This is a genomic window from Enterobacter sp. K510, assembly GCF_055804875.1.
This window is the reverse complement of the sequence record NZ_JBNRLQ010000010.1, coordinates 142,403-165,673: the sequence shown is the minus strand read 5'-3', so window position 1 is coordinate 165,673 and position 23,271 is coordinate 142,403. Positions and strand designations below refer to the sequence as shown.

Below are 23,271 nucleotides of genomic sequence, written 5' to 3'. Positions count from 1 at the left end.
AGAACACGCCGGGAATGTGCCGCCATTGACGCAATGACGACACAGCCCTTTTTAACCGTTCCGTGAGAGTTCCCTGGCAATATACTGTGCGGTACGGCTTTCTTTGACCTGCGATACCTGTTCGGGAGTTCCTGCGGCAACCAGGCGTCCTCCCTCATGTCCCGCTCCAGGACCGATGTCGATAACCTGGTCTGCCTGAGTAACCGCCCGCATATCGTGTTCAATCATTATCACCGTATTTTCTGCATCAACAAGCCGCTGCAGCTGCACAAGGAGGCGGTCGGCGTCTGAAGCATGCAGGCCGGTTGTCGGTTCATCTAGGATATACAACGTGTGGCCACGTTGGCTACGTTGTAGTTCGGTTGCCAGCTTGATCCTTTGCGCCTCCCCTCCGGATAACTCGGTTGCTGGTTGTCCCAGACGCAGGTAGCCCAGACCAATTTCACTCAGCAGACGGAGGGGACGAGCCACTGGTTCTTCATTCGCAAAGAACTGACTGGCTTCATCCACCGTCATATGCAGGACCTCCGCGATATTTTTGTCCTGCCAGCAGATCCTGAGAGTATCCCGGTTATACCGCGCGCCATGGCAGGTCGGGCACGGTGCATACACGCTCGGCATAAACAACAGCTCCACGCTGACGAATCCTTCACCTTCACAGGTTGCACAGCGGCCTTTTGCCACATTGAAAGAGAATTGACCCGCATCGTAATGATGGAGTTTGGCGTCAGTCGTTCCGGCAAAGAGCTTACGAACAGGATCAAACAACCCGGTATATGTCGCCAGGTTTGAACGGGGGGTCCTGCCTATCGGTTTCTGGTCAACCTGAACCAGACGCTTTACCAGTCCGGTATCACCGGTCAGGGTACCGTACGTTTTCTCCGTTACGGATGGCCCCTCAGCGTCGCTGGCTTCGGAAAGCACGTCTTCTGGCTCACCGCCAAGTGAAGAAAGCACCAGTTCCGGTAAGGCCTGGGCAATCAGACTGGATTTACCGGAGCCAGAGACTCCCGTCACGGCTGTCAGCACACCCAGAGGAATATCAACATCGATCCACTTAAGATTGTGGCGATGGATCCCCTGCAGTTTCAGCCACCCGGATGGGATACGGGCAAAAGATTGTGGTGGCCGGACTTCATCAAATAAATAACGCGCGGTACGAGATTGGGTGACGGCTTTCAGATCTTCAGGAATTCCACTGTAGAGAACATGTCCTCCCTGTTCACCAGCCGACGGTCCCACATCAACAAGCCATTGCGCCCGTCGCATCAGGTTAAGATCATGTTCAACGACAAACACCGAGTTGCCGGCATCACGAAGGTTCTCAAGCGCATCGTAAAGCGCTTTACTGTCTGAGGGGTGCAGACCCGCAGACGGTTCATCAAGAACATAGACCACACCAAACAGCATCGAACTGAGTTGCGTGGCAAGACGCAGTCGCTGAAGCTCTCCGGCAGATAGAGTTGGGGTTGCTCTGTCCAGCGTAAGATAACCCAGCCCCAGCTTCTGCAACTGATACAACCGGGCCATGACACCACCGGTCAGCCGTTGTGCCGCCAGTCGTTTCTCTTCCGATAACGCCGATGTCCGGCGGACATCGGGTGTCACGGAATGGACCGCTTTTCCGGATGCAGCACGCTCTGTCCGATCCCGACGGGTGATATCCCTGTCGGCATCTGCGCCGGCGTGGTTGGCACTGAAATCCCCCCGGGAGATTGGAAGGAGCAATTCCGCCAGCTGGTCTAAGGGCATCTGCATAAATTCACCAATGTCCACACCGGCAAAGGTGACGGACAATGATTCTGACTTCAGTCTTTTCCCGTGACAGACCGGACACAGCTTGCCTTCCATAAAACGGGAGACTCGTTTTCTCATCAACGCGCTTTGCGTGCTGGCGAAGGTATGTAGCACATAACGACGTGCCCCGGTGAAGGTCCCCATATAACCCGGCGTCATTTTTTTCCTGACGGCTTCGCGCGTATCTTCCGGACTCAGTCCCGGGAAAACCGGTACCGTGGGGGTGTCTTCGGTAAAAAGGATCCACTGACGGTCTTCCGCTGGCAGATTTTTCCAGGGAGTGTCGATGTCATACCCCAGCGTCACCAGAATATCCCGCAGATTCTGTCCGTGCCAGGCCGGGGGCCAGGAAGCAATAGCCCTTTCACGGATACTAAGTGAGGGATCGGGCACCATCAGTGTTTCAGTTACCTCATAGATATGGCCCAGACCATGGCAAGAAGGGCATGCCCCCTGCGGCGTGTTGGGAGAAAAATCCTCGGCATACAGCATCGGTTGTCCGGCAGGATAAGCGCCCGCCCGTGAGTACATCATTCGCACCAGACTGGATAAGGTGGTCACGCTGCCGACAGAGGAGCGCGCGTTACTGGCACCGCGTTGTTGCTGAAGCGCAACGGCTGGCGGCAGTCCGTCAATGGCATCCACATCCGGAACCCCGACCTGATCAATGAGGCGACGAGCGTAAGGGGCAACCGATTCAAAGTAGCGCCGTTGCGCCTCAGCATAAATGGTGCCAAAGGCCAGTGAAGACTTACCCGAGCCTGACACACCCGAAAAAACAACCAATGCGTTGCGCGGAATGGAAACATCCACGTCTTTAAGGTTGTTCTCGCGAGCACCGCGAATCACAACTGAATTGCTGTCGTCAGTAAGGATGGGATGATAACCGAAAAGTTTCTTTGCCATAGAATTTCCTGTGTTAGGTGTGTCCGCTCTTAATAAGGCCACCTCTTGTGACGGTATCTGGTGTGCCGGACCGCTCGATCAGAAAGCCCGTCGAAAAAAGCGTTTGTGTGACCGGAAACAGATTGCTGAAGCTGGGCCCGGTGGTACCATGTGGGACACCGCTGAAGTTTCAGCGGTACCCTGCGGATCCGCCTTCTGTATGAGAACTGGCTGGCGGCGTACCCGGGACCGGAGATTTGGCTCCCGTGATAATGCGGGCTCCCCGGTACGCGACGCTGTGGTTCCAGACCCAGCTGATGGAGACACTCAGGCGGTTTCGGGTACCAATTAAAAAATACAGATGAATAATCTTCCCGAACCACCACGCCAGTGCTCCCCGGAGTTTGAACCGTCCCATATCGACCACTGCCAGCCCGCGACCGATGGTGGCCAAGTTACCCTGATGCCGGTATCGGAAAGGTTTGATGGCAGCGTTGTCATTGTTTAAACGGGATCTAATCAGTTTCGCCACGTACTGACCTTCCTGTTTGGCGGCCGGCGCAATGCCGGGGATCACCTTACCGTCCTGACCGGTCACAGCGGCTGTATCACCAATCACAAAGATGTCCGGGTGTCGGGGGAGCGCGAGGTCAGCGCCCACAATAACCCGGCCGGCCCGATCTGGACTGACCCCGCCCCGGGAGACGATCCTGCCCTATAGTTTGAGTATAGGAGGAGCGTATGGGCACACCACGATTTACACCTGAATTTAAGGAAGAAGCCGTCCGTCAGATAACGGAACGCGGTTATTCCGTCGCCGAAGTATCTGACTGTCTGGGCGTCTCTGCACACAGCCTCTACAAGTGGCTACGGGCTATCAAACCTGATAACAGCGAGCAGCATGCCCGGGATTTACTGGAAGCTAAAAGCGAGATCCTGAAACTCCGGGCGCAGCTAAAACGCACCGAAGAAGAACGGGATATCCTGAAAAAGGCCGCGCGGTACTTTGCAAGGGAGCCCGACTGAAGTACCGCTTTATCAATGAACACCGAATTGTATGGGGTGTGATGACGATGTGTCGGGTACTGAATGTCGCCCGGGCCGGGTTCTATGCGTGGCTGCATAACCCTGTCTCGGCGCGTGATAAAGATAAGCAGCGCCTGCTGATGCTTATCCGCGACTCATATTCCCTGAGCGGAGGCGTATACGGTTACCGGCGGGTTCATGACGATCTGAACGAAATCGGGGAAACCTGTGGTAAAAACCGGGTGGGTCGGATCATGCAACTGAACCGGATTAAAGCTGTGCGCGGCTATAAAGCGCCACGTCGTATCGCTGGCAGGCCTTCAGTCGTTGCTCCTAATCGCGTGCAGCGGCAGTTCACCGTTGTCCGGGCCAACCCGGTCTGGGTCAAGATGTTTAAGCCTGGCAGTCATGGGTTGATGTTCAAGCGAAGCAGCGTTGAGGAGCCCAGCCTATGAAAAAGACTAAACGTGGGTGAGCCAACCGGTTAAGCCCTGAGCAATCGGCACAAGGCTTTCTGTAAGGGCTGTCCACGCCTTCAGGGTTTGAGGACCACTTTCGTCCAGCCGGGGGTACGGCTGTCGAAATTTTTATAGCCCTCAGGCGCTTCGTCCAGGCTCAGACGATGCGAAATAATCTGGCCAGGGCTGGCTTTGCCGTGGTGAATCAGTCGTGCAAGCTGTCGGTTGTAGGCCTTCACGTTTGCCTGTCCGGTGCGGATTGACTGGCCCTTGAACCAGAAACTGCCAAAATCGAAAGGCATCTTGCCTTCTTTAGCCAGATCGGTTGCAGCAGAAGGATCCTGCGGGACAAATACGCCAACCACGCCGATTCCGCCCGTGGCTTTAGTTGACGCGACAAGGCTGTTCATGGTTGCACTGTTATCTTCATGACCATGCTTATTACAGCACTGGTATCCCACGCATTCACACCCGCAGTCGGTGCCCCTGCCGTCGGTCAGATCCAGTATTTTCTGTACGGCCTCATCTCCGGCAGCATGAACGGGTGTTGCACCAAGTTGCTCGGCGAGGGCAAGACGGTCACTGTGGGTATCCACAACAAACACCTGCGATGCGCCTTTTATCAGCGCTGAGTGAGCCGCCATCAACCCAACCGGACCCGCCCCATAAATAGCGACGCTTTCGCCCGCTCGCAATCCCGCCAGTTCGGTCGCGTGCCAGCCTGTCGGAAAGATGTCCGAGAGCATCACATAATCTTCCTCTTTTTCTGAGGCATCCTCCGGCAGCACCAGACAATTGAAATCGGCAAAGGGGACCCGCAGCAGTTCTGCCTGCCCGCCGTCCCAGGGGCCCATTTCAGCAAAACCATAGGCGGCGCCAACGCTTCCCGGATTAGCCGTCAGGCAAAAACCGGTCAGGCCTTTTTCGCAATTTTCACAGAAGCCGCAGCCGACGTTAAACGGCATACAGACGCGGTCTCCCACCTTGACCCGCTCAACGCCTTTGCCGACTTCAACGACCTCTCCCATGTTTTCATGGCCGAAAATGCGCCCTTCTTCAAAACTGGTGCGGCCTTCGTACATGTGCAGATCCGAACCACAGATATTCGTGGTAGTGATGCGGATAAGCGCGTCACCGGGGCGCTCAATTTTTGCGTCAGGAACATTTTTTACCGTTACGTTAAACGGGCCGTTATAAATGATTGCTCTCATAATTACACCTCTGGATTGAATCGATTAATAATAATCATGCTGGTTTTAAATCTCGTTGCGCTTATTTTTTCCACGCAAGATAAGATCATTTTAAACATAGCATGAATTTTTAACATGGCTCACTTTATACCGATGCGCTTGCGTGTAATTTATTATGACCTACGATTAATAACGCAACTCGCACATGATGACTGATGTATCATGTTAATGATTACTCATGAAGAGGAAATATTATGACTCAGCATAGAGGCGGTTCAGGTAATTTCGCAGAAGACAAACAGAAAGCGGCTTTGTTGAATAAATCAGATTTCGGGTAAGTCTCACCGTAGCGGGTTGTGTTTTCAGGCAATATGAATCGCCACGGATAATCTAGACACTTACGAGCCGTTGATAATACTGGTTTTCATATTCTGTAGGTGACATCTGATCGCTGGAACCATGCCGACGTTTACTGTTATAAAACATTTCGATGTAATCAAAAATATCGCTGCGGGCTTCTTCCCGCGTTCCGTAGATCTTTTTCTTTATCCGTTCGCGTTGCAACAACTGGAAAAAGCTTTCTGCAACCGCATTATCATGGCAGTTACCGCGACGGCTCATGCTGCCCTCCAGGCCGTGTGATTTCAGGAACGACTGCCACTCATGGCTTGTGTACTGACTGCCCTGATCCGAATGAACCAGCACCTGTTTTTGGGGATTACGCCGCCATACAGCCATCAGCAGTGCGTTCAGGACAATGTCCTTTGTCATCCGGGATTGCATGGACCAGCCGATAATTTTGCGTGAGAACAGATCAACAACCACGGCAAGATACAGCCAGCCTTCGTGGGTCCTGATGTAGGTTATGTCCGTTACCCAACGCTCATCCGGAGCATCCGGATTGAACTGTCGCTGGAGCCTGTTGGGCGACACGATACTGGCCTCGCCTTTACGTGCCCTCGGGCTCCGGTATCCGACCTGAGCCTTTATCCCGACACGTTTCATCAGTCGCCAGACTCTGTTCACTCCGCACTGTTGCCCGCTGTCCCGCAGATCCAGATGGATTTTGCGATAACCATAGACGCATCCCGATTCCAGCCAGAACTGTTTAATCTGTCCTGTCAGTCTCAGGTCTGCCTGATGGCGTTGTGAATGCGGCTGCTGAAGCCAGGCGTAAAAACCACTGGGATGAACATCCAGCACCCGACAGAGCAGGCGAACAGGCCAGCAACAGGTGTTGTCACGGATAAAGGCGTACCTCAGTCGGACAGCTTTGCGAAGTACGCCGCGGCTTTTTTTAATATGTCCCGTTCGTCGGTAACCCGCTTCAGCTCTTTCTGGAGACGGCGGATCTCGGCCTGAGCATCTGACTGTTCTTTATTAGCGGAAGAATCCGGACCGTACTTCTTTATCCAGGCGTAAAGGCTGTGGGTGGTGATATCGAGACGTGTTGCAACGCTGGCAACAGAATAACCGCGATCAACAACCTGTTTGACTGCTTCAGTTTTAAACTCTTCGGGATAACGCTTACCGCTCATGGGCACCTCTCTTTAAGCCATCTTAAATGACTCTGAGGTGTCTGTTAAACCCGTGGCGATTCAGTATCAGGCCTGATGAGCGCCGGAGATAACGGAACATGTAAGATCAGGCCATCAGGAAATGACTGGTTTTTAGATATGGTAGGTTACAACGGTTCAAGTACCCAAACCTGCTGGGTGAGCTGTTTGGATTGATAAAACAGGCCTTGCAGCCGACATACGAGCAAGGCTTGTTATCTACCAATCTAAGCACATGATTGTCTCTGAGCCGTCTTTGACCGCGATCTGCCAACTGCCATCACCTAGCAACTGAACGCCTCTCCATGAATCATCCCGGTCGTTCTCGTTGCCATACTGTGAGGTGCAAAAATCATGAATACCAACGTTGCTGTAGTTAAAGGAACTACCATAGTGTGTAAGAGTAAAAGTCGATAACTTTGGCTTTCCTGCTGCCGCGCTCCACACACCGGATTGACAATTTTATTCTATAGCGCAGTTTACTATCGCTTGAAAGCAAGCTTGACCTTGAGAGTTGTTCGGTGTTGTAAGGTAAAAACGGTTCTGAGCAGGATCTAAAGCCATTGAGTCAGGCGAGTTATGATTAGATCCTTTTGACCATCCACGGAGGGCATAGGAGCCACCAATCGCCGTTTGACCAGCAGGACAATAGGCAAACACTGCCGTTGAATTGGCGCATGTTGTCTCTCCCAAAACAGTGTTCATTTTGATTTTTGCCGAACCTATCCAGACACCGGATTGACAATTTTGTAAACAGCTATAAAGTGCCTCCTTTTTTTAGGAAAATTTGGGAAATGTCTAAAAAAGGAGCGATTACTCTTAGTAGGGTGCTGGATAAATACATCAATATAGTGTCTTGCGAAAAGAAGGGATGGATGCAGGAGCTATATAGGGCTAATGTCATAAAAAAATATGAGTTGGCAAGTAAAAAGATGTGTGAAATAACTTCGGTCGATATATCTCATTATCGCGATGAGAGATTGGCAACATTCAATGAAAAAATGAAGAGGCAAATATCACCCAATACAGTTCGGTTAGAGCTTGCTTTATTGTCCTCTGTATTTAAATTAGCTCAGGTTGAATGGGGATACTGTAATAACAATCCTGTCCTTGCTGTAAGAAAACCAAAAATTGGGAAAGGCCGTGAAAGAAGATTGTCAAAGAAAGAAGAAAAAATAATATCAAATGATTTTGAAACATATGATTATGAACTTTATGTTATTTTTCATATCGCGATTGAATCCGCTATGAGGCAAGGTGAGATCCTTAGTCTGGATTGGAAAAATATAAATCTAAGCGTTGGTACCGCTCATCTGCCTGAAACCAAAAATGGTACATGGAGGGATGTGCCTCTTTCGAAGAAAGCTCGAGAGCTTTTACTAACTCTAGAACCTCAAGCCAGAGGTCGTGTCTTTAAATTCACTTCAAATTCATTAAAATCAAAATGGAGGAAGCGCATAAAGGAACTTGGAATTGTAGACTTAAGGTTTCATGATTTACGTCACGAAGCTATCAGCCGACTTGCTGAGCTCGGAACATTAAATCTACTTGAATTGGCATCAATTACCGGTCATAAATCACTTGCTATGCTTAAACGCTATACCCATCTACAGGCTTATCAGTTGGTGAAAAAAATTGACGCCAAAGGTAAAAGAGTTAATAGAATTGCGTCTTATTTTGTACCCTACCCCGCGCAAGTAATTAGCATATCAGAGGGGTATAAGGTCTCCTTTATTGATTTTGACGAAGTTGTGGCTCATGGGCAAAGTAAACAAGAGGCAATTTCAAACGCATCAATGTCATTGTTGAAAATTTTAGCTCTTGCAGCGCAGTCAGGAAGGAGGATACCGGGCCCTGGCCAGCTGGGGCGAATTGATGAAAGTGTAGTTCTAATTAATCCTTTAATGTGAAAGAGAGGACGAAATGAAAGCAATGCTAGTCGTGGCTTTTATGGTGTTACTGGTTTCTTTTTATCAAAATTCAAATACTTCAAATGAAAGTTTTAATGAGTCACTGCGAGCGAATGCTGCAAAATCCTTTTTAGTCTATACGGAAGCATTCGACAGCTACTATTCATCCAATAGTACTGGAAATGGGGATGTAACAGTTAAAGTTAGTTTGCCAGCCTGGACACCAGTCAATGGCGATATCAGAATGTATATTAATAATGGATATGGATACGTATTCATGCCATCTGAAGGTGGTGTTTTATCTGAGCTAAAGAAAGCTACTGATAATAGTGCGCTCCTGGGTGTGAGTGACGGGACATCCATAAAGACTAATGCTGGTACTCTTCCAAAACCAGCTTTTATACCTTCAGGATATATTGTTTATGTGAGATGAAACATGATTCATTATTTATTATTGATACCGCTAACTTCCTTTGTTGTTTGTGTTTGCTTTCCTTTCTCCTATACAAGAGCAAAACGAAAAGCGATAGAGAGTTGCACTGAGTTGCAAAATGACAAAGAAGAAATTACAAGTTTTCCTATTTTTGCATTAGGTTTATTCTCGATCGTCGGTTTAGTCTTTTATCTTTCATCTGATATTATTCTCCTTATATTTTCTGGACTCCTTGCAATAGCAGCTTACACTGATGTTTGTAAGCGATGGATTCCTGATTTAATCATTTATCTTTTAGTCATTGTTTCGGTATACTCGCTACACACTAAAGATGTATTTACCTCATTAATTGCTATGGCTTTTTATATGGCACCAGTTGTTATCTTAAGTTTGTATGGCTATATAGTGAAAAAAGAAACATGGATAGCTTCAGGTGATTATTATGTGTTTCCTTCTATAGGATTATTGCTTTCGCCTGAATACGCAGCGGTAATAATGTTAATTACGCTCTTCTTTATGTTGTTTTTCATGCAATGGGTTAAGCAGATACCCCTTGTGACTGTTGCTTACTTCACTTTTACAGGGTTTAACGTATGTTCACTATTAGGTTTTCTTTGATTGGTCTTTGTTTCATTTCCTTTTTAAGTTTTGCTGCTAATAGTCCTCCTGCATCTGGAGGATTCCATCATTGCTTTGTTAAGGCATCGGAACGCTTTCAGATAGATCACAGATTACTTATAGCGATTGCTGAAGTAGAGAGCAGTATGAATCCCAGGGCTATTGGTTTAAATAAACGTGGAGGAAAGGTTGTTAGTGAAGATGTGGGATTAATGCAAATAAATTCGTCCTGGTTTCCAACTTTGTCTGTTATGGGTATCACACGCAATGATTTAATGGATAACCCGTGTCAAAATATATATGTAGGAGCGTGGATTCTTGCAAAGAACATAGCATCTAACGGTGTGAACTGGGAATCTGTAGGCGCTTATAACGCGGGATTTAAAGGCGCTAATGCACCGTTCAGACTTAAATATGCTAAAAAGGTGTACGCGCGCTATCTCGTTTTAACCGGTGAAGGTTGATAATTTCAAATGAAACTATTTTTATTGTTTGTTTCACTTCTCTATATATATCCCCACGTATCAAGTGCGACTCAATTTGAGGGGAGTGTGGTCCGGGTGCTTGACGGGGACACAATCGAAGTCTTACGCGAGCAGAATCCTGTCAGAGTGAGGTTATTGAATATTGATGCACCTGAAAAGAAGCAGCCTTTTGGTCGCTGGTCAACGAATCAACTTAAGACACTTGTTGCAGGAAATCCCGTTAAGGTGACGTATCAAAATACCGATCGTTACGGGCGGGTTCTGGGTATGGTTGAAACAAAGTTTATCAATGTTAATCGCACTATGGTGATTTATGGTGCTGCATGGGTTTACGACAAGTACAACACAGATAAATCACTTCCAGACCTGCAAAAAGAAGCGCAGGAACAAAAGCGCGGCCTGTGGGCTGACAGTGATCCTCTTCCTCCGTGGGAATGGCGAATTAAAAACAACTGACGCGCTTTGCTTGTCCACCCCCTCCACTGCCTTAAATAAATTTAAGGTAGTGTCACGTTTAATAAGAAAATTGGAATTTTAAACTATGTTAACTGATAAAGAGAAACATGCCCTTAATAACTGTTTGCTTGATGATCATATCCTTCTTGAAGTTGAATTAAACGTTGTCACAGCAGAAAGCGCCGTACTTAGAGAACGATTCAATAGTGGTGGTAAGTTAACATTTTCTGAATTTACGGCGTTGCCATGTTCTGAGTCACTTGCTGTAAAGAAAATAACAGATATGAATGATATTCAGTGGCTAACAGCTTACGCTATTGTCAATGGGCGTGATTTACAACCTCTGTTTGAAACAGATGAATTTGAGTACCTAACTCTTTTCATTGATAGCGAGAATGTCACCTCTCAGTTTAAAGAATGGTTGATAGCTTATGATTTGATGGATGTCTTTCAGACAAGTAATGCAACGGGTGTCACCATTAGTTTTCCTGAGAGGCGATAAAGTTTATGTATATACATATAGTTCCGACTCTTTTTCACCTTATGTTAAACAAGTGTCACCTTGAATCAATAACTATTCCTGAACTGGATTTCAAACTTGAAGGCGATGCACTGTCGACTGGCCGGCCACACCCTAATAAAAATATTTGGGTAGGGATGATAAAAGGCAGAAAGGCTATCAATGGGCTTTTACTGAATACTGATAAACACCTCAAATCCTTTACCGCTGACTATCTGTGGGATATAGAAAACTTGGGGATGATTAAGCATCGAGTGACGACCTATATTGAAGATGATGAGTTTGATATGGTTTCACAAGATATAATGTTAAATGGTGGTTTTGATGAATGGAAAAGTCGAGTTCATTCCGCCTATGAAAATCTGGCTCCGGTAAGAATCCAGCCGAAGATGGAGTCCTTCTTAAATAAACCTGGTAAAGAAACACATGATGTGTGGAAGGAATACAGCTGGGGAGATTTTCTTTTGTCCAGAGAGGAAAGCCTGTTACTGCATACCATTCAATCAGAACGGTTGAATAGTGATTGCTCTATGTTCAGGCGACTGCCTTCGTCAGATCAGGCGATTATTATATAGGTGATTGTAATGGATTTCAGTAAAATTGATTTTACTCATGATTGTTTTGTTGATTTACACGTAGGTAATTACGGCTCTTTGTCTGGTCTGTTTTTTTCTGGTAAAACCGATTTAGCTACGCTTGAACAACTTTTTACTGATTCTCACGACTGGCAAAAATCTTTTCAGCGAGAAGGAAGACAATATGTGAAGGGTTTTGTTGATCCGGGTAACGTGCAATTCATTACTTTTATGCAGCATACTTTCGCAAAACAAAAAGAACTCGACGAAAAGTTTTTTCGTGAGCATGGTTTTTATGAACAATCGCATGACTTCTTTGATGTATGGTTTGATAACGATGTCAGTGATGTGCAAATAAGTTTCCCTTATTCAATCCAGGATGGAACTTGACCCACTAACAGACCTGACGCGTTTCTCTTGTCCAACCCCTCCACCACCTGAAATAAATGTCAGGTAGCAGAGGCGTTTACTCTAAACGGAAAATAATGATGAAAAAAGCACAGGCAAAACATGAGCTGGAAAATTTGCTTTCTAAAATTGAAAACCCTAAAAAGATTCTTGATGAATTAGAAACCGCACAGTGGCATTATATGGATCTGGTCGGTATTACTTCGAGCGGAATTTTCGATAGAAGAACTTTGGATCAAGAGCGAAATGAAAACCCTCACCTTCTTAAAGTAAACGATGGACTACCAGTTTTCGATGATGATCAATGTGCAGAGTTTATGTCGACTAAACATAATCTTTCATTACAGCTTTGCTTGGCATATGTATGGGGCCATAAATGGTGATAGCTAGTAAACGCCACAAAATGTAGCGCCTGAAGAGAGGTGTTAAGCGTTCGGAAATATCGCCTGAAGAGTTTGACCTGATATTGAAGAAATCATGTTTACACCATCACCTCATAGTCTTGCCGCTTTCACGGCAAGACTATAATGGCTACAGCCTCCACTCGTGCTTTGTCCCCCTTCCCTCACCTTCGACGATCCTCAACACCACTCAGTAATGCTTAAGCTGTTAAAAAACAGTCGATTAGGTAAAGTTCCAGATTCTACCCTTGCAAGAATTCCAAAAACTCCAATAATACTGGATATGTGTACAGTATTCTAAGGAGGGCTTATGCTCCAAATCCATTCAGCGGCATTCACACCAGAAAGACTTACACTCCCTCTTTTCCTGGAAAGATGCCAGGCTGGTTTCCCTTCGCCGGCAGCTGATTACACAGAGTCTGAGCTGGACCTGAATGAGTATTGCATACAGAGACGCAGCTCCACTTACTTTGTCCGGGCCATCGGCAACTCGATGCGAGACATTGGACTCCACAGCGGGGATCTGCTCATCGTGGACAAGGCCGAACGACCTCAGCACGGCGATATCGTAATAGCCGAAATCGACGGTGAGTTCACTGTAAAAAAACTGCTACTAACACCCCGACCGGGACTGCAGGCGATGAATCCCTCTTACCCTACTCTCTGGCCAGATCCTGATCATCTTCAGATTTTTGGGGTGGTGACAGCCTTCATCCACAAAACCCGGGGGCGAGACTGATGTTTGCTTTGGCCGACGTGAACAGCTTTTACGCGAGTTGCGAGAAGGTTTTCCGACCGGACCTGAGAAATAGACCTATTGTCGTTCTCAGCAACAATGATGGCTGCGTGATCGCACGCTCGAAAGAGGCAAAGCAGCTGGGGATTCGGATGGGTATTCCTTGGTTCCAGCTGAAAGCAATGCAGTTCCCAGAGCCCGTAATCACCTTCTCCAGCAACTACGAGCTTTACGCCAGCATGAGCAATCGGGTCATGGCACATCTTGAGGAACTTGCCCCTCGCGTCGAGCAATACAGTATCGACGAGATGTTTCTCGATATCCGCGGTATAGACAGCTGCATCGATTATGAGGATTTTGGCCGGCAGCTGCTCGAGCACGTCCGCTCCGGAACGGGGCTGACAATTGGCGTAGGGATGGGCCCGACCAAAACGCTGGCTAAAAGCGCGCAATGGGCGTCGAAAGAGTGGCCACAGTTTGGTGGCGTACTGGCCCTTACTCCCGGCAATCCAAGGAGAACGGAAAAACTACTCTCGCTGCAGCCGGTGGAGGAAATCTGGGGCGTCGGCCGCCGCATCGGAAAAAAACTGAATACGTATGGCGTTAAAACTGCGCTAGAACTGGCGCGCATGAACCCGACATTTGTACGCAAGAACTTTACCGTGGTGCTGGAGCGTACAGTGCGCGAGCTGAACGGTGAGGCCTGTATATCTCTTGAAGAGGCACCGCCCGCAAAGCAGCAGATAGTCTGCAGTCGCTCATTTGGAGAGCGCATCACGTCCTACGAATCGCTGCGGCAGGCTATTTGCCAATACGCCGAACGCGCGGCCGAAAAGCTGCGTGGAGAGAAACAGTTCTGCCGGCACGTATCGGTATTTATAAAAACCTCTCCTTTCGCAGTTAACGAGGTGTATTACGGCAATGTGGCCAGCGAAAAGCTTCTGCTGCCAACCCGCGATACCCGCGACATTATTAACGCTGCAGTGAAGGCCCTCGGCCGTATCTGGCTAGATGGACGTCGTTATGCAAAAGCAGGCGTGATGTTGAACGACTTCACTCCAAGTGGTGTGTCCCAGTTGAATCTTTTTGATGAGGTACAGCCACGGGAGCACAGCGACGCGCTGATGAAGGTTCTGGATGGGATCAACCATTCTGGGAAAGGCAAAGTCTGGTTTGCCGGGCGAGGCATTGCCCCAGAGTGGCAGATGAAGCGAGAAATGCTGTCACCAGCCTATACGACCAGATGGAACGAAATTCCGATTGCAAAGTTATAAAAGATTAAATCCGTCTGGTATGGGGGGGCCTCCCTGTGGGCGACCACCCCCAAAAAATAGGTTATTTCTAAAATCTCAGTAAACAACTAAATCGGAACCCAGAGGGTCCCCCGATTTAGTTATTGACTGAATAAAGGAATATATATAACTGCTCTGAATTATTCAGTGTGTTATTCCATTGAAATAAATATTAATTATTGTGCTGTATTTGGTTGTTTTTAATGTTTTATCCTGGCATAATATCATTATTGAAATGACAAATGAACGTCCATTGTGGATTCATTGTTGTTCACTTCCGGCACTGGCCATTCTCAAAGGAGAGCTAACATGTTAAATAATACCGCTTCCACTACCAGCAATATCAATACTGTTTCTTCTACTGTACCATATAAAAAACTGCGTCAGACATCACTTAATGCCCGCAAACATAATGTTGATACGTTAAATTTTAAACGCGGTATTATTAGTCTTGCGAGATCAATAGCAGCGCGTAATCTTTTACAAAACTTAATTGTGTTCAGCGATGACGAAGTTGAGCAGGACTGTTGGTTTGTCGCCGCAGGTCAGCGTAGACTTATGGCTCTTGATTACCTCCATCGTGTTGGTGCAATTGACGATGATTATCCTGTACGCGTTGATTTCATTGATAAAGCTGATGCGCTTGTAGTCTCAGTCTCCGAAAACAATGACCGCGTTGATATGCATCTGTCAGACCTGATCGTATCCGTCAACGAACTTGCTAATAATGGTGATTCAGTAGAAGTGATTGCTGCCAAGTTTGGCTATAAAGCCTACTATGTCAGGAAGTTGATGAAGCTAGCTAACATGGCTCCTGAGTTAATGCAGTTACTGAGGAATAATAAAATTTCATTAAATCAGTTAATTGCTTTGAGCATTACTGACGACCACGACCTCCAGTTAAAAGCATGGGAAAATTGTTCTTATGATAAGAGTCCGAAGGACTTGCGCCGTCTGGCTTTGAATGAAGAGGAACCTGTTAGCGATAACAAGTATATCAAAGTCGTTGGTATAGATGCTTACCGTGATGCAGGTGGTGAAATTAAACATGATCTCTTCACGCAGCATGAAAGTCATGGTGGTTATATTTTGAATCCGTCCCTTGTTCAGGAGCTGGCACTTAATAAATTGCAAGTGCTCGCTGAGCAAGTCGCTAATAATGAGGGATGGAGCTGGTACGGTAGTCAGGAGCGTCTTGAGAGTTGGGGGGATGATTCAAAACGTTATGAGTTCCCGCGACCTCAGCTTGAAGATTACGCATTTACTACAGAACAGCAGAATCAGTTAGATGCTATTTACGATAAGCTCGAAAATGTTAAATTTGCAATGGAAGAGGCCGAAGAACTCATAGGTGAAGAAAAATGGGAAGCCCTTCGTCCTTTATCAAAAGAGCGTAATGAGCTTGAACAGCAGAAGACCGAAATACTGGATGCGGCCGAGTTCACCCAGGAATACAAATCACAGCGTGGCGTCATTGTTTCAATTGGCTATCATGGCGATATTGTTTTTACGCGTGGGTTGATGAAGCTTGTTGATAAAGCCAGTAAAGAAAACAAAGCCGTAAAAGTAAACACTGATGGTACGGTCGTTCCTGTCACACAAGTTTCAGCTGCGCTGGCCAGATCACTGTCATGTGAACGCACTTTGGCAGTCCAGGCAGCTTTGCTACAAAAGCCGGAAATTGCATTGGCTCTGACCGTTCAGAAGCTTGCTCTGTCAGTTTTCAGCGCTGGTTATCATCAGAATCCAGCTTGCTTCACCATTCAGGAAACAACTCGCACGATGATCGAAGCCGCCCCTGGTTGCGAAGATGGTGAGGCAGTTAAACAGCTTAGAATGGCTAAGGCCAAGTGGTCCGAATCACTCCCTAAAGGTTGGGAGGACGATTTCACACTGTTGACGTCATTAGGAACAGACCAGTTACTCGAGCTACAGGCTTTCTGTGTCGCTGCTACGCTGGACGGTTCCGTATCTCAGTACGAACCCAAGAAGAAAAGTAATCTTCAAAAACTCGAATTTGCAATGAACTTCGATATTCATGAGTACTGGAAACCTTCAGCTCAAAACTTATGGAGTCGTCTCAAGAAAGAAGGAATGATCGACCAACTTACTCAGGCTGGCGTCAGCGTTAATAAAGACGAGTTTATGGCTTTCAAAAAAGGTGATGCAGCTAAGCGCGCTGAGCAACTGATCGAAGGAATTAAATGGGTTCCTGATTTTATGTGATTATCGAGGGGGGGGGGGCATGCATTTGCCGCCCTCTTTTCGCCGGGATTCACCAGCTGGGCCGATGATTGGCACGGTATAACGCTGGAAGATGGCATTGAAGTGGAGGAAGAATAGTTCATGCGAGATTTTTCAAAACTGGCTGCCAGTTTCCGCATGCAAATAGCAAAGCAGTGGTCAATCCGGTGCGGGTTATCACCGGCTCTAGCCATTGAGCAGGTTGTTAATGAGGCTGTTTGTGTCGGGTTACTTAATGAGCCTCGTATGCTCCCGGGAAACACGTTTACAGACTGGGCCAGTACAGGAAAGTCACCTGCATGGGCGGCACAAGCAATGCTGAATCTGCTTCTTAAGTCTGGCTGGGTTCCCGGAACTGAAAGTGAGTGGGCTGGCGTTGCAGCTATCCAGGTCCGTTCCGGGAAGTCATTGCCTGATGAAGGTTATGTTGAAAAGCTGTGTAAGCTCTCCCCTGCTTTGGATCGGCTGACTGCAGCTGGCTGGATACATGCCGCACTACTCGAGAACGAAATTTTCGTATACGAAAAAAAGGCGGGACCAAAGCGCTAAAAGAAAGTGACTCTTTTAAGTTACACTCACTTGATTTTATGTCTCTTATAAGTGACAATGGAGTGAATCAGGGAGTAAGGGGAAACGGGATGTATAAATCTCAGTTCTACCAGGATACAAATGGCGATAAACCATTTAGTGATTGGTTAACAAAGCTCAAGAAAAAAGACCGTATCGCTGCGTCGAAGATAGACACCAGAATTGACCGGGCCGAAGCGGGTAACTTTGGAGATCATAAATTTGAAAGGGATGGCGTCTGGGAGTTACGAATTGATTATGGCCCAGGCTACCGAGTTTACTACTCGATAGAAGACGGTGAAATCATCCTGTTATACGTCGGCGGAACGAAAAAAACGCAGGACGCCGATTTAGATAAAGCAGTTGAATACCTCAAAGACTTTAAAGCGAGGGCGAAAAAATGACAGCAGCGAGTAAAAAGGAGATCGCCAACAAGGCGGTCGCAATCGAACCGGCAGTAGACCGTGACAAACTCATGATTGAAGAGTTACGCGCCGATCCTGATTATGCTGAGCTCTACCTAAAGACCGCGCTCGAAGAGATCAACGAAGAAGGCGGTTTAGGCGGATTTCTCATTGCGTTACGCCGTGTGTTAGAAGCGCGAGGCGGTATAAGCGAAGCAGCCAAGAAGACAGGGTTAGCCCGGCAAAGTATATACCGTGCATTATCTGAAAAGGGCAATCCTACCATTACGACTTTAGCGCAACTCGCTTCTGTGGCAGGTTTAAAGCTGACCCTAAGTAAAGCCCCTCATTGAAATACTGTAAATTTTAATCGGTTAAGTTCCGCTGCCGTTACGGCGTCTATAGAAGGGCATCTGATGGAAAGCTTACGTGAATATTTTCCAGCACAAACAGTAATGATCCGGCAGTCGCTGGATATGTTTGGCGTCAAACGTAATGAGGACGGTACGCTTCTTTTTCCTCGTCACTCCGATAATAATTTCCCCATTGCGCGTATCCGCAAGCGGCTGGCTGCTTTCGGCTGGCGAGGAGAACGGCTGAACAATGAAGTAGCGCGTATAGTTGCAGGTCCGTAAGCGTGCAGTGAGAACCGTATTGACGAAGTGAAGCTGGTCAGGCAGGCAGAGTAACCCGCCACGGGAGCAGAGCACCCACCCGGTTCACAGGCCAGTCGGCGATGACATCAAGTACATAATGCAGATAGCGTTCCGGATCCACGCCGTTTAATTTGCACGTCCCGATAAGACTGTACAGTGACGCACCGCGCTCACCACCATGATCCGAGCCGAAGAACAGCCAGTTTTTTCTCCCCAGACTGACCCGTCGTAGGGCGTTTTCGGCAATGTTATTATCCACCTCCACCCAGCCATCTTCTGCATAGCGGATCAGCGCCGGCCACTGGTTCAGCGCATACCCGAACGCCTTCGCCAGTTCTGAGTGCCTTGAGAGGGTTTTCTGTTTCTCCCGCAGCCACCCCTCCAGTGACGCCAGCAGCGGCAGCACTTTTTGGTGCCGGACTGCCTGCCGTTCCTCTGCTCTTTTACCTCTGATCTCCGACTCGATGGCATACAGCTCGCCGATCCGTTTCAGCGCCTCCTCCGTCAGGACTGACGGGGTACGGACGTGAACATCGTGGATTTTTCGGCGGGCATGGGCCCAGCACGCGGCTTCCTTTATATGGCCGTCGCGGTAGAGCTCGTTGAACCCGGCGTAGGCATCAGCCTGCAGTACGCCACTGAAGCCTGCAAGATGGGTCTGAGGGTGGATACCTTTTCTGTCCGGGCTGTAAGCGAACCACACTGCGGGGGCCAGCGCTGATCCGGCGTTGCGGTCGTCTCGAACGTACGTCCATAAGCGCCCGGTCTTCGTCTTCTTATTGCCCGGCAACAGCACCGGGACAGGCGTATCGTCAGCATGGAGTTTGCCGTCGGTCAGGACATAGTGCTGAAGGGCTTCATCCAGCGGTGCCAGCAGACGACAACACGCATCCACCCAGCCCGACAGTACAGAACGACTCAACACTACACCCTGGCGGGCATAGATCTCCGACTGGCGATACAGCGGTGTGTGCTCTGCATACTTTGAGGTCAGCACTCGGGCCAGCAGCCCCGGTCCGGCGATCCCCCGTTCGATGGGGCGCGAAGGAGCCGGGGCCTGAACGATGCGATCGCACCGACGGCAGGCATGCTTTTCACGGACTGTCCGGATAACCCGGAAGGCGCTGCGCATCAGCTCCAGCTGTTCGGCGGCATCCTCACCCAGGTAACTCAGCGAACCACCGCACTCCGGGCAACACGGCTCAGTCGGCAGCAGCCGCTTCTCATCCCGTGGGAGTGACTCAGGGAACGGTTTGCGGGTGCGGGTCTGACGCAGCGGGCGCTGCACTGCCGGGTCATCCACCCGGCCGGTCAGCGTATCGCTTTCCTGCTGCAGCAGGTTCAGGTCAGCTTCCATTTGCGCGATACGGCGGGATACCTTTTCGGAACGACTGCCGAAGTTCATCCGGCGCAGCTTATCCAGTTGCGCCTGCAGATGGTCTATTTCGCGTTCCCGGTTGCTCAGCTTTTCCTGCAGGGCGTGGATCAACGCTTCCTGTTCGGCCAGGCGCTGTTTCAGCAGAAGGATGTCGTCAGAAGAGGTATCGTTCATAAGCCTGTATTTTACCAGGCTTATTCTGCGACAACCAGGATAAAGAGCGCTACAACATGGTCAGGGATGTCAGTAACCGCTTTGGCTGTCGCCAGTCGATACCTTCCATCAGCATCGCCAGTTGCGCCGGCGTCAGGAACACTTTGCCATCGCGGGCTGAGGGCCAGGCGAAGCGACCACGTTCCAGTCGCTTTGTCAGCAGGCACAGACCATCGCCGGTGGACCAGAGCAGTTTTACCTGACTGCCGCTGCGTCCCCGGAAGATGAAGACGTGGCCGGACATCGGGTCATCTTTCAGCGCGGTCTGCACCTTTGCGGCGAGGCCATTGAAGCCGTTGCGCATATCGGTGATACCGGCAACCAGCCAGATTTTTGTGCCTGCGGGAAGATTTATCATACCGGCCCCCGCATCAGTTCGCGCAGGACAGTGCTCATGAGTTCAGCAGAGGGATGAGTCAGTGTTATTTCTCCTCCCCGACATTTTATGTGGCAGGTAGCGGGAGGAGAGCAGGATGGTAGTTCGAAGGTTGGGAGAGAAGAGCCCGCCTGAAGCTGCACGGGTATCAGGGCAGGAAGCGACGATGAGTTTTTTCGGGGCCGACAGACCCGCCCTTCACGCTGCCAGAGCCTTATCCATTTAAAGAGCAGGTTATCATTGACGTCATGTTTCCGGGCCAGTGCGGCAATACTGCCTTCTTCTTCAAGAGCCAGCCTGACCAGTTCCATTTTGAATTCAGGGGAATAGTGTTTCCGGGGAAGTCTTTCTTTAGCGCGCATGAGGTGTCCACCTGCAAAATAAGTGGGTGCTTAAGTTACAGGATCCTGGATTCGGGACCAGACGGTACTCAGACGACGCTTACGCAGGTCCTGGTGACAAATCTATTCAAACAGGTAACCACATTATTTTCCCTTACGGATGGGAAAAGAAGCAACTGACACGGGAGATGCGGAGAATGTTTCCCCGTAAAAGTGGTCGCCGGGTGTTGATTATGCTTGATGAATTGCATCAGATGTTCAAATCGCGGGATTAGTTTGCATGCATCATCTGGAGGGGCTATCTACTTCAATTTGAGCTGGGGACTGGCTCGATCAGCTCACGCCCCTGGTTCTTAACATTACCCACGGCGCGTGAAACTGCGTGCCAGGTAAAATCTTCTGCGGGCACTACGCCATCATTTGCGATACCTACAGCGGCTTTTCCGTCATGATCCTGCCGAAGCCACTCTTGTGCTGCTTCATATGTAAGGACCAGAGGGCGCCGATCATGTATATCAACAAGCCCTTTGTCTGCAGCTGCAGTCACTATTAAAAAACCTTCCTGCTCATCACCACGTTCAAAGGGTGTACTTCCAATAGCTGCCATCATGATCGGTTTTCTGTCTACGCGGTGAATGAAGTAAGGTTGCTTTTTGTCCCCTTCTCTCTTCCATTCAAACCAACCGTCGGCAAAGCAAATTGCTCGGCCATTTTCCCAAAGAGAACGGAACATGCGGCTTGATGCCGCGGTTTCAACGCGAGCATTAATTAATGGCGGTTTATCCCACCATGGCGGTGCGTAACCCCACAAAACAGGATCAATATGCAACGCTCCACCACGTTGGTTGAGTATTAGAACCTTCGTCCCAGGCGCGACATTGTATCGAGCTATAGGCGCTGGGTCGAAAGGGATATCCTTGTCGACGTCGCCGGTAAGCACGCTAAGATATTCTTCACGGCTAAGCGATTGAGAAAAGCGGCCACACATACGAACCTCCAGTCAGTACTCAATTATAGGCCATTTAAGTACCCACTGACCCCGTAAGAGGTGGCAACGCCTGGTTAAGAGGTCTTCAACTGGTAATCCTTATTGATAACCCCTACGGAGCTCCCCGGATTGATGACTGCCGGTCGGACCCAGATCACTCGTTCCTTTAGTCGCCTTATATGACCTCTCCTTAGATGGGTACGCCTTGGGGTTCCTGCCGCAGCATCAGTTGCACCGGCGCTGGATTTTGAGTGACTCGTTCTTTCATCTGAGATCTGAAGAACCTTGTATTCGAACTTAGGCTTAGGTTCTGGCTTAAGCTTCTTACGCGCGGATGGAGGGAGTTTCCTCGATGTATCCGGGGTGGTTGCAATGACAGGTTCGACGATGACGTTAGCGCAGTTAAGAAGGCTACAGGCACCTATGTAAGCAAAAACTTCATCCCGTGTATTCAGAATGATATCTGCGAATAGTTTATCCCGTCCCCCCATGGCTCTCTCCATTTCACTCGCGAACTCCGGCAATGCGATGAATGGCTCAACGATAAACTGTGTGAGGTTTTTCTCTTGTAGTTGGCCAGCGGATTTAAGTTGTTCTGTGGCCAGAACAGAAGCTGGTAGTGACTGGAGCTTTGCTTCACTTAGCTTCTCAAGATGGTTATCGTATGGAACGAATGAGCCGCCCTGGCATAAAACCCACGATTTATCGCGGTCGTTAAAGTAGATAGAGAAAACTAATACACCACCCTGCGGAAAGCTTTCCAGCAGTCTATCCAGGTTAGGTACAGGACAAAGATGTTTATGCTCATCTGAATAATCGATGCACAAGGCAATGCGTTTGGTTGAAAGTGTATTGGGGAAATCTTTGTATTCCTTTAATGGAGTATCTTTTACCCAGGGGATTTCAAAGGTTACTACCGGATATGGAAGTCGTGCTAAATCGAGATGTGTTTGGCTGAAACTTTCGACGTCTATAAAGTCAGCGCAGTTAGGTAATATAAATTTTGTGCTTTTTGAAATAAGGTCTATTACTTTCCGCATTACATACGCTGATAAGGGAAATATTCGCGAAACATTCCGTTCTGTTTCATTAAGAAACTTTATCGCTTCTTGGCTGTAATTAAGTAATTCAATGTTCCCATTCATAAACAATTCCATTTTACAGTTTAGGATAAGCTAATCGCGGTTTCATATGATGTCCAGTGAGCAGCTGGTACTAAATTACCAAATGATACAGTTACTGTCAGGACCACTAGAAGGTTTTTTGATATTAGATATGGCGGAAATGTCTGGTAATGGTGGCTTCGTTGGCCAGGTACGTGGAAAGGCTATGATTGGCTCAGCATGGGGGTAGCCTCC

Annotated in this window: 24 protein-coding genes and 2 pseudogenes; 17 read left to right on the top strand and 9 right to left on the bottom strand. The window is 48.4% G+C overall.

Going from position 1 to position 23,271, the window contains the following annotated elements; all coding sequences use genetic code 11:
• Positions 1-51: 51 nt before the first annotated feature.
• Both ACQUTD_RS17730 and ACQUTD_RS17725 read right to left on the bottom strand, forming a co-directional pair.
• Positions 52-2,703: an excinuclease ABC subunit UvrA gene (locus tag ACQUTD_RS17730; protein WP_212817374.1), complete on the bottom strand. Its 2,652-nt coding sequence runs from the start codon at positions 2,701-2,703 to the stop codon at positions 52-54.
• Between the two features lie 169 nt (positions 2,704-2,872).
• Positions 2,873-3,301 (bottom strand): NAD(P)/FAD-dependent oxidoreductase, encoded by a 429-nt coding sequence (locus tag ACQUTD_RS17725; protein ID WP_254915065.1) that lies wholly within the window; start codon positions 3,299-3,301, stop codon positions 2,873-2,875.
• A gap of 122 nt (positions 3,302-3,423) precedes the next feature.
• On the opposite strand from ACQUTD_RS17725, the pseudogene ACQUTD_RS17720 reads away from it, so the two are divergent.
• Positions 3,424-4,094, top strand: a pseudogene (locus ACQUTD_RS17720) (IS3 family transposase); the annotation flags it as partial.
• 149 nt (positions 4,095-4,243) lie between these two features.
• Here ACQUTD_RS17720 and ACQUTD_RS17715 read toward each other — a convergent pair.
• Entirely contained in the window at positions 4,244-5,377 is a 1,134-nt protein-coding gene (locus ACQUTD_RS17715; RefSeq protein WP_088222276.1) for a glutathione-independent formaldehyde dehydrogenase, read from the bottom strand.
• Positions 5,378-5,746: 369 nt separating this feature from the next.
• A protein-coding gene (locus ACQUTD_RS17710; protein ID WP_473385720.1) for an IS3 family transposase occupies positions 5,747-6,894 on the bottom strand; the annotation gives its coding sequence in 2 pieces (ribosomal slippage) (positions 5,747-6,657 and positions 6,657-6,894; 1,149 coding nt in all).
• Positions 6,895-7,706: 812 nt separating this feature from the next.
• Here ACQUTD_RS17710 and ACQUTD_RS17705 point away from each other — a divergent pair.
• From ACQUTD_RS17705 to ACQUTD_RS17630, 16 genes and pseudogenes are all read left to right on the top strand, one after another.
• A complete protein-coding gene (locus ACQUTD_RS17705) occupies positions 7,707-8,822 on the top strand; it encodes a tyrosine-type recombinase/integrase (RefSeq protein WP_106672367.1) in 1,116 nt (371 codons plus the stop codon).
• 13 nt (positions 8,823-8,835) lie between these two features.
• Positions 8,836-9,255, top strand: coding sequence for a type IV pilus biogenesis protein PilM (pilM, locus tag ACQUTD_RS17700; protein ID WP_473277375.1), 420 nt, complete (start codon positions 8,836-8,838; stop codon positions 9,253-9,255).
• Between the two features lie 3 nt (positions 9,256-9,258).
• Positions 9,259-9,873 carry a prepilin peptidase gene (locus ACQUTD_RS17695; protein WP_106672364.1) on the top strand — a complete coding sequence of 205 codons (615 nt, stop codon included), beginning with the start codon at positions 9,259-9,261 and terminating at the stop codon, positions 9,871-9,873.
• Entirely contained in the window at positions 9,849-10,337 is a 489-nt protein-coding gene (locus ACQUTD_RS17690; protein WP_106672362.1) for a lytic transglycosylase domain-containing protein, read from the top strand. The genes ACQUTD_RS17695 and ACQUTD_RS17690 overlap by 25 nt, the downstream gene beginning before the upstream one ends.
• 9 nt (positions 10,338-10,346) lie before the next feature.
• Complete coding sequence (locus ACQUTD_RS17685) at positions 10,347-10,814, top strand: thermonuclease family protein (RefSeq protein WP_106672360.1); 468 nt, start codon at positions 10,347-10,349, stop codon at positions 10,812-10,814.
• A gap of 85 nt (positions 10,815-10,899) precedes the next feature.
• On the top strand, positions 10,900-11,316 hold the full coding sequence (locus ACQUTD_RS17680; protein WP_106672358.1) for a hypothetical protein: 417 nt from the start codon (positions 10,900-10,902) through the stop codon (positions 11,314-11,316).
• A 5-nt stretch (positions 11,317-11,321) separates the two neighbouring features.
• Complete coding sequence (locus ACQUTD_RS17675) at positions 11,322-11,909, top strand: DUF6012 family protein (protein WP_106672356.1); 588 nt, start codon at positions 11,322-11,324, stop codon at positions 11,907-11,909.
• 9 nt (positions 11,910-11,918) lie between these two features.
• Positions 11,919-12,299 carry a hypothetical protein gene (locus ACQUTD_RS17670; protein ID WP_473277374.1) on the top strand — a complete coding sequence of 127 codons (381 nt, stop codon included), beginning with the start codon at positions 11,919-11,921 and terminating at the stop codon, positions 12,297-12,299.
• Between the two features lie 95 nt (positions 12,300-12,394).
• Entirely contained in the window at positions 12,395-12,700 is a 306-nt protein-coding gene (locus ACQUTD_RS17665; protein WP_473277373.1) for a hypothetical protein, read from the top strand.
• Positions 12,701-13,028: 328 nt separating this feature from the next.
• Positions 13,029-13,457 (top strand): translesion error-prone DNA polymerase V autoproteolytic subunit, encoded by a 429-nt coding sequence (umuD, locus tag ACQUTD_RS17660; protein ID WP_106672351.1) that lies wholly within the window; start codon positions 13,029-13,031, stop codon positions 13,455-13,457.
• Positions 13,457-14,728 carry a Y-family DNA polymerase gene (locus tag ACQUTD_RS17655; RefSeq protein WP_106672349.1) on the top strand — a complete coding sequence of 424 codons (1,272 nt, stop codon included), beginning with the start codon at positions 13,457-13,459 and terminating at the stop codon, positions 14,726-14,728. Before umuD ends, ACQUTD_RS17655 begins: the two co-directional genes overlap by 1 nt.
• A gap of 327 nt (positions 14,729-15,055) precedes the next feature.
• Positions 15,056-16,972: a ParB/RepB/Spo0J family partition protein gene (locus ACQUTD_RS17650; protein ID WP_106672348.1), complete on the top strand. Its 1,917-nt coding sequence runs from the start codon at positions 15,056-15,058 to the stop codon at positions 16,970-16,972.
• A 120-nt stretch (positions 16,973-17,092) separates the two neighbouring features.
• On the top strand, positions 17,093-17,539 hold the full coding sequence (locus ACQUTD_RS17645; RefSeq protein WP_045336810.1) for a hypothetical protein: 447 nt from the start codon (positions 17,093-17,095) through the stop codon (positions 17,537-17,539).
• Positions 17,540-17,628: 89 nt separating this feature from the next.
• The gene (locus ACQUTD_RS17640; protein ID WP_045336808.1) at positions 17,629-17,961 is read left to right on the top strand and encodes a type II toxin-antitoxin system RelE/ParE family toxin; all 333 of its coding nucleotides are present in this window, start codon (positions 17,629-17,631) and stop codon (positions 17,959-17,961) included.
• Positions 17,958-18,314: a helix-turn-helix domain-containing transcriptional regulator gene (locus tag ACQUTD_RS17635; protein WP_106672346.1), complete on the top strand. Its 357-nt coding sequence runs from the start codon at positions 17,958-17,960 to the stop codon at positions 18,312-18,314. The genes ACQUTD_RS17640 and ACQUTD_RS17635 overlap by 4 nt, the downstream gene beginning before the upstream one ends.
• Before the next feature lie 63 nt (positions 18,315-18,377).
• Positions 18,378-18,593 (top strand): annotated as a pseudogene (locus ACQUTD_RS17630) (hypothetical protein); the annotation flags it as partial.
• A 40-nt stretch (positions 18,594-18,633) separates the two neighbouring features.
• Here ACQUTD_RS17630 and tnpC read toward each other — a convergent pair.
• The 5 genes from tnpC to ACQUTD_RS17605 all read right to left on the bottom strand — a co-directional run bounded on the left by tnpC (position 18,634) and on the right by ACQUTD_RS17605 (position 23,058).
• Positions 18,634-20,169, bottom strand: a complete 1,536-nt coding sequence (tnpC, locus tag ACQUTD_RS17625) for an IS66 family transposase (RefSeq protein ID WP_001000409.1) — start codon at positions 20,167-20,169, stop codon at positions 18,634-18,636.
• A gap of 49 nt (positions 20,170-20,218) precedes the next feature.
• On the bottom strand, positions 20,219-20,566 hold the full coding sequence (gene tnpB, locus ACQUTD_RS17620) for an IS66 family insertion sequence element accessory protein TnpB (protein WP_000609174.1): 348 nt from the start codon (positions 20,564-20,566) through the stop codon (positions 20,219-20,221).
• Positions 20,563-20,895 carry a transposase gene (locus ACQUTD_RS17615; RefSeq protein ID WP_050586387.1) on the bottom strand — a complete coding sequence of 111 codons (333 nt, stop codon included), beginning with the start codon at positions 20,893-20,895 and terminating at the stop codon, positions 20,563-20,565. Before ACQUTD_RS17615 ends, tnpB begins: the two co-directional genes overlap by 4 nt.
• A gap of 337 nt (positions 20,896-21,232) precedes the next feature.
• Positions 21,233-21,913, bottom strand: a complete 681-nt coding sequence (locus tag ACQUTD_RS17610; RefSeq protein ID WP_447840856.1) for an SOS response-associated peptidase family protein — start codon at positions 21,911-21,913, stop codon at positions 21,233-21,235.
• Between the two features lie 74 nt (positions 21,914-21,987).
• Complete coding sequence (locus ACQUTD_RS17605) at positions 21,988-23,058, bottom strand: hypothetical protein (RefSeq protein WP_473277372.1); 1,071 nt, start codon at positions 23,056-23,058, stop codon at positions 21,988-21,990.
• Positions 23,059-23,271: the final 213 nt, after the last annotated feature.